Here is a 15,168-nt window from a genome sequence, read left to right as displayed (position 1 = left end):
ACGATGCTTGTCTTTTTTGCGCGTTGGATGTTGAGACCACACGGGTGAGCCCGGGGCGGTCGGTAGCCGTGAGGCGGCTGTGAGCAGTCTTCCTGGGCGCAAGTTGTCCACCAACCCCGTCCAGGGGAGTAAACAAACCACAGCTGTACCGGCTCAAGCGCTGCGACCTCCCGGTGGACCTGATCCGCTGGGCCGGGGCCGCCGGTTTGCGCACGGGTTCGCGGTGCCCCCGGCATCCAGGCACCGGTGCCCTCGTCGCGTGCGTACCGCGGGTGGGAGCCGTCGGTTATCAGCAGACGGACCCGGTGGCCGGCCTTGACCTGGTATGCGCACGAGTCCAGCCGCACGCCGCACGGTCTGCGCCTGGTCGAGGGGCAAGGTGGGATCCAGCCGGAGGCGTCGGCGCCCTCCGCCCCGGTTCGGGCTCGCGGCCATCGGGGCGCTGCCACCGGTCCCGGCGGAAGCGGAGTCGAGGAGCTCACGTCTGTCCCGCATTCGTTGTGCGCGAGGGAACGGATGCGGCGGCCACAGCGGGATACCGGCGCTGGTGGACCAGCTCGCCTTCGGCGCCAACAGCGACTGCGCATACCTGCGCTGACCGCTCGGCAGTGGCGAGGCCGTCAGGCGACCCGGTGCGATCATGGTCTGCGCACTGGAGCCCGGCGTGCGGCCGTTCATTGCGCGCCGTACACCTCGCGGTAGGCGGCCACGGCTGTCGGCAGGGTGGGGAAGATGCGGTCCGCGCCGACGGTGTCCGCGAGGCCGTACGCCCTGAGGTCGTCCATGAGGTCCTGTTTGACGCGGGCGAGGGCGAACACGACGCCGCGGTGGGTGAGTTCGCGGCGCAGTTCGTCCACCGCGTCGAGCGCGGTGATGTCGACCTCGACATTGGCCTCGGTGTTGAGGACGAACCAGCGCACCGGGTCGCTCTGTTCGTCGACGGCGGCCAGGGCGCGGCGGCGGAAGTCCTCCGCGTTGGCGAAGAACAGCGGTGAGTCGTAGCGGTACACCAGCAGGCCGGGGATGGTGCGGGCCTGCGGGTAGTCGTCGATGTCGTGCATGCCGGCCAGTCCCGGCACCAGTCCCTCGACGGCGTCGTGCGGGCGGGCCACCCGCGTCAGCAGCTCGGCCACGGACAGGCCGACGGCCACCAGCACGCCGTAGAGGATGTCGAGGGCCAGCACCCCGGCGAGGCAGCCGAGGGCGAGCAGCAGCTCACGGCGGCGGAAGGACGCGAGGCGGCGGAAGCCGGCGAGGTCGATCATGCGGACGGCGGCGTACACGACGAGTGCGCCCAGGACGGCCGAGGGGGTGCGCCGCAGCAGCGGGCTGAGGAACAGCAGGACCGCCAGCACCACCGCGCCCGCCACCAGGGAGTACACCTGGCTGCGGGCGCCCGCCGAGGAGGCCAGCGCGGTGCGGCTGGCGCTGCTGCTGACGGGGAAGCCGTGCAGCACACCCGCGCCGAGGTTGGCCGCGCCCAGCGCCAGGAACTCCTGGTCGGGGTCGAGCCCGGGGCCTTCGTCGTCCTTCCCGGAGAAGGCCCGCGCGGTGAGGATGAAGTCGGTGTACGCGACGATCAGCACGCCGAGGGCCGGCAGCACCAGTCCCGGGATCTCGCTCAGGTCGGGCCACGCGAGCCCGGGCAGGCCGGAGGGGACGGTGCCGATCACCTTGATGCCGTACCGCCCGTCGAGGTCGAAGACCACCACGGCGACCGTGCTGAGGGCGACGGCGAACAGCGGGCCGGGCAGGGCGGGGGCACAGCGGTACACCGTGAAGAGGAACACGAGTACGACGGCGGACAGTACGACGGTGGCCGGGTGGGCGTCGGTCAGATTGCCGAGGAACGACCACAGTTGGGGGAAGAACTCCGCGCCGGTCGTCTTCACCCCGGTGAGTTTGGGCAGCTGGTCCACCATCATGATCAGTGCCACGCCCGCCAGATAGCCGATCAGGACCGGGCGGGAGAGCAGGTCGGCGAGGAAGCCCAGTCGTACCGCTCGGGCCACCAGGCACAGCAGTCCGACCGTGACGGCGAGGGTGGCCGCCAGGGTGGCGTAGCGTTCCTCGTGACCGGCGGCGAGCGGAGCGACCACGGTGGCCGTCATCAGGGCGGTCGTGGACTCGGGGCCGACCGAGAGCAGCCGTGAGGACCCGAACAGCGCGTACAGGGCGAGGGCGGGCAGGATCGCCCACAGTCCGGCGGCCGGCGGGAGCCCGGCCACCCCGGCGTACGCCATGACCTGCGGCACCAGATAGGCGGCGACGGTGAAACCGGCCAGCAGGTCGCCCCTCAGCCAGGTGCGCCGATACCCCAGAAGGGCGACGGCTCCTGGCATCAGATCGCGCCACCCCGGAACATGTCTGCCCGTGCCGCCCTGGGACATGAGCCACCTTTCTCCGTTCGCTCGGTCCCAGGATCCACCGCCCGGCACCCGACCGCGACGGCTGAGCCTCCTCCGGCGCGTCGACGGCCGAGGACGCGCCCCAACGGGCCCTGCGGACAGGGACGTTCAGCCCGGCCACGGCGGACCTTCGGCATCCGGCCGCCGGCGCCCCGGGCGACGAGAGTGAGGGACGTCAGAGACCGAACGGACCGTCCCACCCCTTGAAGGGATCACCGCCATGGCCGTGCACGAGCACCCTCACCGGAGCCCGGGCCTCCACCTGCCGTCCTTCCGCAGGCACCGGACCGCCTCCGCATCCGACTCCGCCGTGTCGGCACGTGTCGGCACGGACACCGCGCGGGCCTATGCCTTCGCGTCGCTGCGCCTGCTCACGGGCTTCGTCTTCCTGTGGGCCTTCCTCGACAAGACCTTCGGTTTCGGCTACGCCACCCCCGCCGGGAAGGGCTGGATCGACGGCGGTTCGCCGACCAGGGGCTTCCTCGGTTCCGTCGCCGCCGGGCCGATGGAGTCCACCTTCCACTCCTGGGCCGGCGACACCTGGGCCGACTGGCTGTTCATGCTGGGGCTGCTCGGGATCGGTGTCGCGCTCGTCGCGGGCGTGGCGCTGCGCTTCGCGGCTCTCGCCGGCACCCTGATGATGGCGCTGATGTGGATCGCCGAGTGGCCGCCGGCCAGGCATCTCTCGGACGGCTCGGCCAGCATGTCGACGAACCCGTTCGTGGACTACCACGTCGTCTACGCCGTCGTCCTGATCGCCCTGGCCGCCGCCTCCGCCGGCGACACCATGGGCCTCGGCCGGCTCTGGGCACGGCTCCCCCTCGTCCGTCGCGGCCGCTGGCTGCGGTGAGCACGGCGGACACGGCAGGGCCGTTCGGTCCCGGGCCGGGACCTGCGGCCCCTGCCGTGCGCCGCGTCCGTGGACGAATCTCGAATCGGAACCCCCGATCCAGGAGGTGGAGATCATGACCCGCACCGTCACCGTAGGCCTCGACGGCTCTCCCGAGAGCCGTGCGGCGGCCGAGTGGGCGGCCCGCGAGGCACAGCTGCTGGCCCTGCCGCTGAAGCTGGTCCAGGTCTGGGAGCCGGTACCGAGCCCCATGGCGCAGGCACCGCTGCTCGGACCGGAGACGCATCAGCACTGGACCGAGCGCATTCCGCGCGAGGCGGCCGAAGGCGTTCGGTTGCGTCATCCCGGCCTCGCGGTGACCACGGAGCAGCTGTCGGGGCGGCCCGCCGAGGTGCTGGCGGACGTGGCGAAGGACGCCGACCTGCTGGTGCTCGGCTCCCGCGGGCTGAGCGGGATCGGCGGGTTCATGATCGGATCCGTCGGACTGTCGGTCGTGGCGCACGCCGAAAGCCCGGTCGTCCTGGTCCGGGCCGGGGAGCAGGCCGCCGACGAACACGAGATGGACCCGGTCGGCATCCCGTCGGCCGCGACCCCGTTCCGGCCCGTCGTCCTGGGCCTCGACATCGAGCACCCGGACGACACCCTGATCGAGTTCGCCTTCGCGGCGGCGGCCCGGCGCGGTGCTCCCCTGCGGGTCGTGCACGGCTGGAACCTGGACATGTCCCGCTACTACGCCTACGGCCCCGCGCCCGACCTCGAGGTCGCGGGCGAGCTGACGCGGCAGGAGGGCATCGCGCTGACCGAGCTCGTGCGGCCCTGGCGGGAGAAGTTCCCCGCGGTGGAGGTGACCGAGAACTCCGTCTTCGGCTCGGCCGCCGACCACCTCGTCGACGCCTCCCGTACGGCCTCCCTGGTCGTCGTCGGCCGCCGGGTCCGCCGGGGCACGCTCGGCGCCCACATCGGCTCCGTCACCCACGCCGTCCTGCACCACTCCGTCGCCCCCGTCGCCGTCGTCGCGCACGGCTGACCCGTCCCAAGGAGCAGAAACGATGAAGGCAGCGGTCGTACGAGCCTTCGGTGAACCCCTGGTCATCGAGGAGCGCCCCGACCCCGAGCCCGGCCCCGGCCAGGTCCGCGTCCGGGTCGAGGCGTCCGGGCTGTGCCACACCGACATCCACGCCGCCCATGGCGACTGGCCCGTCAAGCCGAACCCGCCGTTCGTGCCCGGCCACGAGGGTGTCGGCCTGGTCGAGCAGCTCGGCGACGGCGTCACCCACCTCTCCGTCGGACAGCGGGTCGCCGTGCCGTGGCTCGGCCGGGCCTGCGGGCGGTGCGAGCACTGTCTGTCCGGCTGGGAGACGCTGTGCGAGCAGCAGGTCAACACCGGCTACGGCTGCGACGGCGGATACGCCGAGAAGATGCTGGCCTGGGCCGACTTCGCTCAGCCCGTGCCGGACGGGGTCAGCGCCGTGGACGCCGCCCCGCTGACCTGCGCCGGTGTGACGACGTACAAGGCGCTCAAGGTCGCCGGTGTGCGGCCCGCGCAGCTCGTCGCGGTGTCCGGCGTCGGCGGGCTCGGCCATCTGGCCGTGCAGTACGCGAAGCTCGCCGGAGCGACCGTCGCGGCGATCGACGTCACCGACGAGAAGCTCGAACTCGCCACCGAACTCGGCGCGGACCTCGTCATCGACGCCCGCAAGGACGACGTCGGAAAGGTCCTGGGGCGGCACGGCGGCGCCCACGCGGCCCTCGCGCTCGCGGTGGACGACGCCGCCTTCGAGGCCGTGAACGCGGGGCTGCGACGCGGCGGGAAGCTCGTCATGGTCGCTCTCCCCGCGCACGGCACCGTCCGCGTGCCCATCTTCGACACCGTCCTGAACGGCACCTCGGTGATCGGCTCGATCGTCGGCACCCGCCAGGACCTCGCCGAGGTCTTCCAGTTGCACGCGGCCGGCCGGACCAGGGTCATCTGCGAGACCCGGCCGCTGGCCTCCGTCAACGAGTCCATCGACGAGGTGCTGCGCGGCCAGGTCAAGGCCCGCATCGTCTTCGACCTCGCCACCGGACGGTGAGGACGATGGACCTCCCGATCGTCGTGGGCGTCGACGGCTCCGAACCCAGTCTGCGGGCCGTCGACTGGGCGGCCGACGAGGCCGCCGTACGGGGGCTGCCGCTGCGCCTGGTGTACGCCTCGCTGTGGGAACGCTACGAGGGCGCCGGCCTCGCCGACGACCTGGGCGAGCCCTCGGAGGAGATCATGGCCGAGGACGTCGTCGGGGCCGCCGCGCGGCGGGCCCGGGCCCGCCGTCCCGGTCTGGCCGTCTCCACGGAGGTGCTGCCGGAGGAGCCCGAGTACGCGCTCGTACGGGAGAGCCGGACCGCCGCCCTGCTGGTGACGGGCACCCGGGGCCGCAGCGGCCTGGCCGAGGCGGTACTGGGCTCCGTGAGCCTGACCGTGGCCGGACACGCGCACTGCCCGATGGTCGTCGTGCGCGGCAGCCACGACAACCAGGCCCGGCGCGGGACGCACGGCCGGGTCGTCGTCGGGGTCGGCGAGGACGCCAAGGCCTCCCCGGCGGTGGCGTTCGCCTTCGAGGAGGCACGGCGTCGCGGTGCGGCGGTGGAGGCCGTACGGGCCTGGCGGTGCCCCGCGCACGAGAGCACCGACCATCCGCTGCTGGCCGGGGAGCCGGCCCGGCTGCACGAGCAGCAGGCGACGGAGGCCCTGGAGACGGCGCTGCAGAACGCCCCCGAGGACGTCGGGCTGGAGCGCCGTACCGTCGAGGGCCCCGCCCGCGCGGTGCTCGTGGACGCCTCCCGGGACGCCGACCTCGTCGTCCTCGGGGCCCGGCGCCGTACGCGCCACTTCGGGCTGCAGCTGGGCCGGGTGGCCCATGGCGTGCTGCACCACTCGGCCTGCCCCGTCGTCATCGTGCCCGAGCCGCTATGACGGCGCCGACCGGCTCCTCAGAGGCCCGCCGCGTGATCGGGGACGTAGGTCTGCAGGGTGCGCGGCGGCCGCTCGTAGCCGGTCGGCGCCGGCCGCTCGGGCAGTTCGAGGACCGGCGGCGGCACGTCGCGGTACGGCACGGAGTCCAGCAGGTGGGCGATCATGTTCAGCCGCGCCCGGCGCTTGTCGTCGCTCTCGACGACGTACCAGGGCGCCTCGGAGATGTCGGTGTGCACCAGCATCTCGTCCTTGGCCCGGGAGTACGCCTCCCAGTGGGTGATCGACTCCAGGTCCATCGGCGACAGCTTCCAGCGCCGCAGCGGGTCCTCGAGCCGGCGCCGGAACCGCTCCTGCTGCTCGGTGTCGCTCACCGAGAACCAGTACTTGCGCAGCACGATCCCGGCCTCGACCAGCATCCGCTCGAAGATCGGGCACTGGCGCAGGAAGAGCTGGTACTCCTCCCTGGTGCAGAAGCCCATCACATGCTCGACGCCGGCCCGGTTGTACCAGGAGCGGTCGAACAGCACGATCTCCCCGGCGGCCGGCAGATGCTCCACGTACCGCTGGAAGTACCACTGGGTGCGCTCGCGCTCGGTCGGTTTGGGCAACGCCGCGATCCGGGCGACACGCGGGTTGAGGTGCTCGGCGACCCGCTTGATCGTGCCGCCCTTGCCGGCCGCGTCCCGGCCCTCGAACACCACGACCACGCGGGCACCCTCCGCCCGCACCCACTCCTGCAGCTTCACCAACTCCGTCTGCAGGCGCAGCAGTTCCTTCTCGTACGTCTTGCGCGGCAGCGCCGCCGCGTTCTTGCCGGCCATGCCGCCTCTTCCCCTCGATGACTTGTGGAGTCACTCATGTCCAAGGTCGAACACCAGGACGCCACCGTACTTTCCGACGACGAACTGCGCACCCTGGACGCCCACTGGCGGGCCGCCAACTACCTGGCCGCGGGCCAGATCTATCTGATGGCCAACCCCCTGCTGACCGAGCCGCTGAGGCCGGAGCACATCAAGCCGCGGCTGCTGGGCCACTGGGGCACCTCACCCGGCCTGAACCTCGTGTACACCCACCTCAACCGGGTCATCAAGGCGCGTGACCTGGACGCCCTGTGCGTGTGGGGCCCCGGCCACGGCGGTCCCTCCGTCCTCGCCAACTCCTGGCTGGAGGGCAGCTACAGCGAGACCTATCCGGACGTGTCGCGGGACGCGCCCGGCATGGAGCGGCTGTTCAGGCAGTTCTCCTTCCCCGGCGGGGTGCCCAGCCATGTGGCGCCCGAGACGCCGGGGTCGATCCACGAGGGCGGCGAGCTCGGGTACTCGCTCTCGCACGCGTACGGCGCCGCCTTCGACCACCCGGATCTGGTCGTCGCCTGTGTGATCGGCGACGGGGAGGCGGAGACCGGCCCGCTGGCCGCCTCCTGGCACTCGAACAAGTTCCTCGACCCGGTGCACGACGGCGCGGTCCTGCCGATCCTGCATCTCAACGGCTACAAGATCGCCAATCCGACCGTGCTGTCCCGCCTCCCGGAGCACGAACTCGACGCGCTGCTGCGGGGATACGGCCATGAGCCGATCCATGTGAGCGGGGACGACCCGGCCACGGTGCACCGGGCGATGGCCCAGGCCCTCGACCGGGCGCTGGACCGCATCGCGGCGATGCAGCGCTCGGCCCGCGAGGACGGCGTCCCCGAGCGGGTGCACTGGCCGGTGATCGTGCTGCGCACCCCGAAGGGCTGGACCGGCCCCGCCGAGGTCGACGGTGTGCCGGTCGAGGGGACCTGGCGGGCGCACCAGGTGCCGCTGGCCGCCGTACGCGAGAATCCGGAGCACCTGCGGCAGTTGGAGTCATGGCTGCGCTCGTACCGGCCCCAGGAGCTGTTCGGCCCGGACGGCCGCCCCGTCGCCGACGTCCTCGCCTGTGTCCCCGGCGGTGCCCGCAGGCTGGGGGCCACCCCGTACGCCAACGGCGGTCTGCTCGTCCGCGACCTGCCCATCCGTTCCCTGGACGACTTCGCGGTGCCGGTCGACAAGCCCGGCGCGACGCTGCACGAGCCGACCCGGGTCCTCGGTGACCTGCTGGAACAGGTCATGCTGGACACCCGCGCCGACCGGAACTTCCGGGTGGTCGGCCCGGACGAGACCGCCTCGAACCGGCTCCAGGCCGTGCTCGACGCGAGCGGCAAGGCCTGGCAGGCCGAGCATCTGCCGGTGGACGAACACCTCGACCGGCACGGGCGGGTGCTGGAGATCCTCTCCGAGCACACCTGCCAGGGTTGGCTGGAGGGCTATCTGCTCACCGGTCGGCACGGACTGTTCTCCTGCTACGAGGCCTTCGTGCACATCGTCGACTCGATGGTCAACCAGCACATCAAGTGGCTGCGGACATCGCGGGAGCTGCCCTGGCGGGCGCCCATCGCCTCCCTCAACTACCTGCTCACCTCGCACGTCTGGCGCCAGGACCACAACGGCTTCTCGCACCAGGACCCCGGTTTCGTCGACCATGTCCTCAACAAGAGCCCCGAGGTCGTCCGGGTCTATCTGCCGCCGGACGCCAACACCCTTCTCTCGGTGGCCGACCACGCCCTGCGCAGCCGTGACTACGTCAATGTGATCGTGGCCGGCAAGCAGCCCTGCTTCGACTGGCTGTCGATGGACGCCGCCCGCGCCCACTGCGCCCGTGGCGCCGGCATCTGGGAGTGGGCCGGCACGGAGAACGGCGGCGAGCCGGACGTCGTCCTGGCCTGCGCGGGTGACGTCCCCACCCAGGAGGTGCTGGCCGCCGCCCAGTTGCTGCGCCGCAACCTGCCCGAGCTGGCCGTGCGGGTGGTCAACGTCGTCGACATGACCCGGCTGATGCCGCGCGAGGAGCACCCGCACGGCATGAGCGACTTCGAGTACGACGGCCTGTTCACCGCCGACAAGCCGGTGATCTTCGCCTATCACGGCTACCCGTGGCTCATCCACCGCCTCGCCTACCGCCGCACCGGCCACCCCAACCTGCATGTGCGCGGCTACAAGGAGTCGGGCACCACGACCACGCCCTTCGACATGGTCGTCCGCAACGACCTGGACCGCTACCGCCTGGTCATGGACGTCATCGACCGCGTCCCCGGCCTCGCCGTGCGCGCCGCCGCGGTACGCCAGCAGATGGCCGACGCCCGCAGCCGCCACCAGACCTGGATCCGCGAACACGGCACGGACCTGCCCGAGGTCGCGGACTGGACGTGGAACGCCTGACAACGGACCCGGGAGGTGGCGCACGGCAGGCGCGCGGGTTCGCTCCGGGCGCTCCACCCGCGGGTGGAGCGCCCGGGGCGGGGTGAGCAGGGGGCTCCACCCGCGGGTGGGAGGGGGGTTCAGCCCGTGGGTGGTGGTGGCCGGCTCCCCCGGCGGCGCACGCTGGAGGCATGGACTCGCCACTGCACTCCGCTCTGGTCGCACTCATCGCCGGGTGCGTCTTCGTGTTCGTCGCGGCGTGGCTCGTCGGCGCCGTCTGGTTCGGCCTGAAGAGAGGATCCGGGACGGCGGCGCTCGCGGGCGATCTGCGCCGGACCCTGCCCCGCCGGATCCTGCTGATCGCCGGCGCGTACGTGTTCAGCCTCCTGGTCCGGCACACCCCGGAGTCCTGGTGGCACCGTCTCGCCTTCTGGCAGCCGGAGCTGGCGCTCCTGGGCGCCCTGCTGGCCGTCGCCTCCACCGTCTGGCTGCTGTGGGCGCGCTGGGTGCTGGGCACCATGTGGGCGAGCATCCCGATGGTCCGGGACCACCATGAGCTGCGCACCGACGGCCCCTACCGTCTGGTCCGTCATCCCATCTACACCGGCCTGCTGGGGCTGGCCACCGGCGCCATGCTCGCCTGCGGATTCGGAGTGTGGGTGGTGATCCTCGCCGCCGCCGTCCCCTGGCTGCTGCGCCGGGTGCGGGTGGAGGACGGCATGATGGCCGACCGGTTCGGAGCCTCCTACGAGGCCTACCGCGCCCGTGTCCCGGCCCTCATACCCTCGATACGCCCCGCCTGGAACACCCTCCACCGCGCCGACGGCCACCGCCCGGGGTAGCCGGATGTCGGTACGGCCGCCAGGGCGCCGCGGACCGCGGCGGACCGGCTGCCGGCGCAGGGGACGGAGAGGTACGCGTCACCGCGGGCCCCGGTGCCGGCACGATTCTGATCGGAAGCGTGGCGACGAGCGGTCCGCCGCGGCCTTCGTCGCTTCCGTCGGCGTTCCTCGTCCTCGTCCTCGTCCTCGTCTGCAGCAGCAGCTCCTCGTAACGGCCCAGTGCGAGCACCACGCCGAGCATGAGGAGCGGGATGAACACGGCGAGCAGTGCCATGGCCGTTCCCTCCCGGAGATGGGAGTGGGGGGCCTGTGCCGGGTCTCCCGCCGTTCGCCGGGCAAACCCCGTGTCGGCCTCCGGTCATCGGGTACGCGGTCACGACCCCGAAGATCTGGAGGGAGTCATGCAGCGAGGCAGTGACCGGCTGAGCGTCCATCGAGACGAGGAGATGAAGCACGAACTCCAGGGTCTGCTCCGGTCCGGGCACCCCACGCGGACCGAGGAATGGCACGACCCGGAACCCGTCGCCGACGACGACCCCGAGGTCGCCGGCGGCCCGATCACCCCGGGACGCCCTACCGCGTCCCTGACGGCGGTACGCACGGAACTGACCCGCCATCTGAGCCGCCGGGCGTTCCCCGCGGGCCCCCGCGAACTCGCCCGGGCCCTGCGCCGGGCCTACGCCCCCGACGCCCTGCTGGAAGCGGTGGAGCACCTGCCACGCGCGGCGCGCTACACCACCGTCCAGGAAGTGGCCGAGGCCCTCGTGGAGGCGGGGCGCGGACGGCAGGGGTAGATCGCGCCCCGCACGAGCGAAGGCCCCGGCCCGACACGAGCGGGCCCGGCGAATCCGGTACGCGGGCGTGTCCAGCGGGAGGACCGAGAGGTCGCGTCGCTGGAGATGGCGCACGGGTTCGATTCGACCTGATCGGGGGGCTGCTCCGGCGTCCGGACGACGCCCGCCCGGTCGCTCGTGCGCATGGCCCGCCGTCCCACGGGTACTGCGGGCGGCGTCCAGGACCACGGCGGCCGAGGTGGTCACCTCGGCCGGGAACGGAGGAGAGGACCACAGTGATGCCTGATTTCGTACGGGAGGTCATGACGCCGGGGGCGGTCGCCGTTCGGCCGGACGCCTCGTTGGTGGAGGCGGCGCGACTGATGCGCGCGCAGGACATCGGCGATGTGCTGGTGGCCGACGGTCAGCGGGTCGTGGGCGTGCTCACCGACCGTGACATCACGGTGCGGGCGGTCGCCGAGGGCGTGGACCCGCAGACGGCGAGCGCGCGGTCCGTGTGTACGCCGGACCCGCTCGTGGTGAGCCCGGACGACCCCGTCGAGGCGGCCGTCGCACTGATGCGCGCGCACGCCGTGCGCCGGCTGCCGGTCGTCGAGGACGGGCTGCCGGTCGGGGTGGTGAGCCTCGGTGACCTGTCCGAGGCCGGGGACCCGGGCTCGGCGCTCGCCGAGATCAGCCGGGCCGAACCGGACCCCGGGGGCCGCGTATGAGCCCGGGCCGGACCTCCGAGATCGGCGCCGGCTCCTCCACGGTGGACGTCGGGGACGTGACGACCCGCTATCTCCTCTACGGGCTGCTGCCCGGCTGGTTCGTGCCCGGTCTCGCCGACTGGGTGATGCACCGCCGCACCCGTATCGAGGAGACGGCCGGCACCAAGGAGTCGCTGCTGCACTCCCTGATGATGGCCGAGGTGGGCGTGCCCATCGCGCTGACCCTGCGCTACGAGGTCAACCCCCTGCTGCTCTCCGTGCAGTTGGGCGGCGCCGCGGTGCACGAGGCGACCGCGCTGTGGGACGTACGGACGGCGGTCGAGAGCGACCGTGAGGTCAAACCGGTCGAGCAGCACATCCACAGCTTCCTGGAGTCGCTGCCGTTCGCCGCACTGGCCGCACTGACCTGTCTGCACGCCGACCAGATGAGGAAGCTGCTGCGCGGCGGCGACGGCGACCCGGAGGCCTGGCGGCTGGTGCCCCGGCGGCGCCCGCTGTCGCGCGGCTACCTCGCGGGCATCACCGCCGCGATCGGTGCCTGTGTGCTGCTGCCGTACGGCGAGGAGCTGCTGCGCTGCCTGCGCACGGGCCGCCGTCACCGCAAACGCGCCGAGGACCAAGCGAACTGGCATGCCGAGAAAGGACGTTGATGCATCATGCGTATCGCATTCCTGACCGCGCCCGAGGGTGTCGAGCAGATCGAGCTGACCGATCCGTGGCAGGCCGCGAAGGACGCCGGCCACGAGCCCGTGCTGGTGTCCACTGAGGCCGGTGAGATCCAGGCCTTCGACCACCTCGACAAGGCGAGCACCTTCCCCGTGGACGAGGTCGTCGGGGAGGCCTCCGCGAACTCCTTCGGCGGGCTGGTCCTGCCGGGCGGGGTGGCGAACCCGGACTTCCTGCGCATGGACGAGAAGGCCGTCGCGTTCGTGCGGGACTTCTTCGAGCAGGGCCGTCCGGTCGCCGCGATCTGCCACGCCCCCTGGACCCTGGTCGAGGCGGATGTCGTCCGGGGCCGGACGCTGACCTCCTGGCCGAGCCTGCGGACCGACATCCGCAACGCGGGCGGCACCTGGGTCGACGAGCAGGTCAAGATCTGCGACCACGGGAGCAACAAGCTGGTCACCAGCCGCAAACCGGATGATCTGAAGGCGTTCTGCGACGCGTTCCTGCACGTGTTCTCCGAGGGGGCCGGCTGATGACGTCCCCCGCCGACCGCAAGCAGGAACAGCGCGAGTCCTTCCACGCCGACGACCCGGCCGCGGGGCCGCTCACCACCGACCAGGGCGTGGAGGTCGACCACACCGACGACTCGCTGACGGCCGGCGAGCGCGGACCGACGCTGATGGAAGCCCCAGTGAACAATTGAAGGGCCACTTCCGGGAGAAGCTCACCCACTTCGACCACGAGCGGATCCCGGAGCGGGTGGTGCACGCGCGGGGCGCGGGCGCCTACGGCTACTTCGAACCGTACGAGTCCTGTGCGGAGTTCACCCGTGCGGCCTTCCTCCAGGACCCGTCGGTGCGTACGCCGGTCTTCGTGCGGTTCTCGACGGTCCAGGGCCCGAAGGGCTCGGCGGACACCGTGCGGGACGTGCGTGGCTTCGCCACGAAGTTCTACACGTCGGAGGGGAACTACGACCTCGTCGGCAACAACTTCCCCGTGTTCTTCATCCAGGACGGCATCAAGTTCCCGGACTTCGTGCACGCGGTGAAGCCAGAGCCGCACAACGACATCCCGACCGGGGCGTCCGCGCACGACACCCTCTGGGACTTCGTGTCGCTGCAGCCCGAGACCCTGCACGCGATCATGTGGCTGATGTCGGACCGGGCGATCCCGCGCAGCTACCGCATGATGCAGGGCTTCGGGGTGCACACCTTCCGCTTCGTGAACGCGGAGGGGCGCGGCACGTTCGTGAAGTTCCACTGGAAGCCGAAGCTGGGCGCGCACTCACTGGTGTGGGACGAGGCGCAGGAGTGCCAGGGCCGCAACCCGGACTTCAACCGGGCCGATCTGTGGCACGCGATCGAGGCCGGCGAGTACCCGGAGTGGGAACTGGGTGTCCAACTGGTGCCGGAGGAGGACGAGTTCGCCTTCGACTTCGACCTGCTGGACGCCACGAAGCTCATCCCGGAGGAGCAGGTGCCGGTGCGGCCGATCGGCCGGATGGTGCTCGACCGCAACCCGGAGAATTTCTTCGCGGAGACGGAACAGGTCGCCTTCCACACCGGAAACGTCGTCCCGGGCATCGACTTCACCAACGACCCGCTGCTCCAGGCCCGCAACTTCTCCTATCTGGACACCCAGCTGATCCGGCTGGGCGGTCCCAACTTCACCCAGATCCCGGTCAACCGGCCGGTCGCACCCGTCCGCACCAACCAGCGCGACGGCTACCACCAGAGCGCCGTCCACCGGGGCACCAACTACTTCCCCAACACCCTGGGCGGCGGCTGCCCCGCGCACGCGGGCGCCGACGGACACGCCTACACGCTCCCCCACACTCGAACAGACTCGCGCGGGGGCACCCCCATCGCGGAGCGGGTCGACGGCGCCAAGATCCGTAAGCGGAGCGAGAGTTTCAAGGACCACTACAGCCAGGCCGCGCTGTTCTTCCACAGCATGGCGGACTGGGAGAGGCAGCACATCGTCGATGCCTTCCGGTTCGAACTCGGCAAGGTCGACGCGATGACGGTCCGGGCCCGTACCGTCGAGCAACTGGCGCGGGTGGACGGCGAGTTGGCGGCTGCCGTGGCCCGCGGCATCGGTGTTCCCGAACCCGCGGCGCAGGAGACGCCGTACAAGCGGGAGTCTCCCGCGCTCAGCCTGGAGGCCCTGCGCGGCGACGGCTCGATCCGCACCCGGCAGATCGCGGTCCTGGTCACCGACGGCGTCGACGCCGAGCAGGTGACCTCCGTACGGGAGGCGCTGGCCGCCGAGGGCGCGATCGTGGAGGCGCTGGCGCCGACGGACGGCACGGTCACGGGAGCCGACGGCGAGCACTACACGGTCGACCGGGCCCTGCCGACGGTGGCGTCGGTGCTGTACGACGCGGTCCTGGTGCCGGGCGGACCGACCGGGACGCCGCCGGTGGCCGAGGACCCGGACGCGCTGCGCTTCGTCCGCAGCGCCTATCTGCACGGCAAACCGGTCGGCGCGCTGGGCTCGGGCGTCGGTGTCCTGTCCGCTCTGGAACCGCAGGGCCTCACGCTGTCCACGGGCGCCGTGACGGCCGACCGGGGCGTGGTGACGGACGCGTCACCGGGCAGCCGCGCGGACGGGGAGTTCGCACAGGCGTTCATATCCGCGACAGCGGCGCACCGCCACTGGGACCGGCCCCCGGTACGCCGCTGAGCGGTGCCGCAGGGAAGCGGCGTCCGAGGCGTCCGGGCACGGCGC

The 15,168-nt window shown here is 72.0% G+C and carries 12 protein-coding genes and 1 pseudogene; 11 read left to right on the top strand and 2 right to left on the bottom strand.

Annotation, left to right across the window (positions count from 1 at the left end; translation table 11 throughout):
* Window positions 1-674 precede the first annotated feature (674 nt).
* Window positions 675-2,390 carry a sulfate permease gene (gene sulP / locus ABZT17_RS34195; RefSeq protein ID WP_356354772.1) on the bottom strand — a complete coding sequence of 572 codons (1,716 nt, stop codon included), beginning with the start codon at window positions 2,388-2,390 and terminating at the stop codon, window positions 675-677.
* 238 nt (window positions 2,391-2,628) lie between these two features.
* On the opposite strand from sulP, the gene ABZT17_RS34190 reads away from it, so the two are divergent.
* The 4 genes from ABZT17_RS34190 to ABZT17_RS34175 all read left to right on the top strand — a co-directional run bounded on the left by ABZT17_RS34190 (window position 2,629) and on the right by ABZT17_RS34175 (window position 6,208).
* The gene (locus ABZT17_RS34190) at window positions 2,629-3,258 is read left to right on the top strand and encodes a hypothetical protein (RefSeq protein ID WP_356354770.1); all 630 of its coding nucleotides are present in this window, start codon (window positions 2,629-2,631) and stop codon (window positions 3,256-3,258) included.
* A 115-nt stretch (window positions 3,259-3,373) separates the two neighbouring features.
* Window positions 3,374-4,285, top strand: coding sequence for a universal stress protein (locus tag ABZT17_RS34185; RefSeq protein WP_356354768.1), 912 nt, complete (start codon window positions 3,374-3,376; stop codon window positions 4,283-4,285).
* A gap of 22 nt (window positions 4,286-4,307) precedes the next feature.
* Window positions 4,308-5,330 (top strand): zinc-dependent alcohol dehydrogenase, encoded by a 1,023-nt coding sequence (locus tag ABZT17_RS34180; RefSeq protein ID WP_356354766.1) that lies wholly within the window; start codon window positions 4,308-4,310, stop codon window positions 5,328-5,330.
* Between the two features lie 5 nt (window positions 5,331-5,335).
* A complete protein-coding gene (locus ABZT17_RS34175; protein ID WP_356354765.1) occupies window positions 5,336-6,208 on the top strand; it encodes a universal stress protein in 873 nt (290 codons plus the stop codon).
* 17 nt (window positions 6,209-6,225) lie between these two features.
* On the opposite strand, the gene ppk2 is transcribed toward ABZT17_RS34175, so the two are convergent.
* On the bottom strand, window positions 6,226-7,029 hold the full coding sequence (gene ppk2, locus ABZT17_RS34170; RefSeq protein ID WP_356354764.1) for a polyphosphate kinase 2: 804 nt from the start codon (window positions 7,027-7,029) through the stop codon (window positions 6,226-6,228).
* Between the two features lie 36 nt (window positions 7,030-7,065).
* Between ppk2 and ABZT17_RS34165 the strand changes: the two genes are divergently transcribed.
* From ABZT17_RS34165 to ABZT17_RS34135, 7 genes and pseudogenes are all read left to right on the top strand, one after another.
* The gene (locus ABZT17_RS34165; RefSeq protein WP_356354762.1) at window positions 7,066-9,447 is read left to right on the top strand and encodes a phosphoketolase family protein; all 2,382 of its coding nucleotides are present in this window, start codon (window positions 7,066-7,068) and stop codon (window positions 9,445-9,447) included.
* A gap of 170 nt (window positions 9,448-9,617) precedes the next feature.
* Complete coding sequence (locus ABZT17_RS34160) at window positions 9,618-10,268, top strand: isoprenylcysteine carboxylmethyltransferase family protein (protein WP_356354760.1); 651 nt, start codon at window positions 9,618-9,620, stop codon at window positions 10,266-10,268.
* A gap of 401 nt (window positions 10,269-10,669) precedes the next feature.
* Complete coding sequence (locus ABZT17_RS34155) at window positions 10,670-11,062, top strand: DUF2795 domain-containing protein (protein WP_356354758.1); 393 nt, start codon at window positions 10,670-10,672, stop codon at window positions 11,060-11,062.
* 278 nt (window positions 11,063-11,340) lie between these two features.
* Entirely contained in the window at window positions 11,341-11,772 is a 432-nt protein-coding gene (locus tag ABZT17_RS34150) for a CBS domain-containing protein (RefSeq protein ID WP_356354756.1), read from the top strand.
* Window positions 11,769-12,422 (top strand): diguanylate cyclase, encoded by a 654-nt coding sequence (locus ABZT17_RS34145; protein ID WP_356354754.1) that lies wholly within the window; start codon window positions 11,769-11,771, stop codon window positions 12,420-12,422. Before ABZT17_RS34150 ends, ABZT17_RS34145 begins: the two co-directional genes overlap by 4 nt.
* A 6-nt stretch (window positions 12,423-12,428) precedes the next feature.
* Window positions 12,429-12,971, top strand: coding sequence for a type 1 glutamine amidotransferase domain-containing protein (locus ABZT17_RS34140; RefSeq protein WP_356354752.1), 543 nt, complete (start codon window positions 12,429-12,431; stop codon window positions 12,969-12,971).
* Window positions 12,971-15,123, top strand: a pseudogene (locus tag ABZT17_RS34135) (catalase). The gene ABZT17_RS34140 and the pseudogene ABZT17_RS34135 overlap by 1 nt, the downstream one beginning before the upstream one ends.
* Window positions 15,124-15,168 lie beyond the last annotated feature (45 nt).

It is taken from the genome of Streptomyces sp. NPDC005648 (genome assembly GCF_040605395.1).
Classification (GTDB): domain Bacteria; phylum Actinomycetota; class Actinomycetes; order Streptomycetales; family Streptomycetaceae; genus Streptomyces.
This window is presented reverse-complemented; position numbering and strand designations above follow the sequence as displayed.

Bases quoted from the DNA above. Each gene is read 5' to 3' on its own strand.
- ABZT17_RS34190 (WP_356354770.1), top strand. From the start codon at position 2,629: ATGGCCGTGCACGAGCACCCTCACCGGAGCCCGGGCCTCCACCTGCCG.
- ABZT17_RS34185 (WP_356354768.1), top strand. From the start codon at position 3,374: ATGACCCGCACCGTCACCGTAGGCCTCGACGGCTCTCCCGAGAGCCGT.
- ppk2 (WP_356354764.1), bottom strand. From the start codon at position 7,029: ATGGCCGGCAAGAACGCGGCGGCGCTGCCGCGCAAGACGTACGAGAAG.
- ABZT17_RS34165 (WP_356354762.1), top strand. From the start codon at position 7,066: ATGTCCAAGGTCGAACACCAGGACGCCACCGTACTTTCCGACGACGAA.
- ABZT17_RS34180 (WP_356354766.1), top strand. From the start codon at position 4,308: ATGAAGGCAGCGGTCGTACGAGCCTTCGGTGAACCCCTGGTCATCGAG.
- ABZT17_RS34155 (WP_356354758.1), top strand. From the start codon at position 10,670: ATGCAGCGAGGCAGTGACCGGCTGAGCGTCCATCGAGACGAGGAGATG.
- ABZT17_RS34140 (WP_356354752.1), top strand. From the start codon at position 12,429: ATGCGTATCGCATTCCTGACCGCGCCCGAGGGTGTCGAGCAGATCGAG.
- ABZT17_RS34175 (WP_356354765.1), top strand. From the start codon at position 5,336: ATGGACCTCCCGATCGTCGTGGGCGTCGACGGCTCCGAACCCAGTCTG.
- ABZT17_RS34150 (WP_356354756.1), top strand. From the start codon at position 11,341: ATGCCTGATTTCGTACGGGAGGTCATGACGCCGGGGGCGGTCGCCGTT.
- ABZT17_RS34160 (WP_356354760.1), top strand. From the start codon at position 9,618: ATGGACTCGCCACTGCACTCCGCTCTGGTCGCACTCATCGCCGGGTGC.
- ABZT17_RS34145 (WP_356354754.1), top strand. From the start codon at position 11,769: ATGAGCCCGGGCCGGACCTCCGAGATCGGCGCCGGCTCCTCCACGGTG.
- sulP (WP_356354772.1), bottom strand. From the start codon at position 2,390: ATGTCCCAGGGCGGCACGGGCAGACATGTTCCGGGGTGGCGCGATCTG.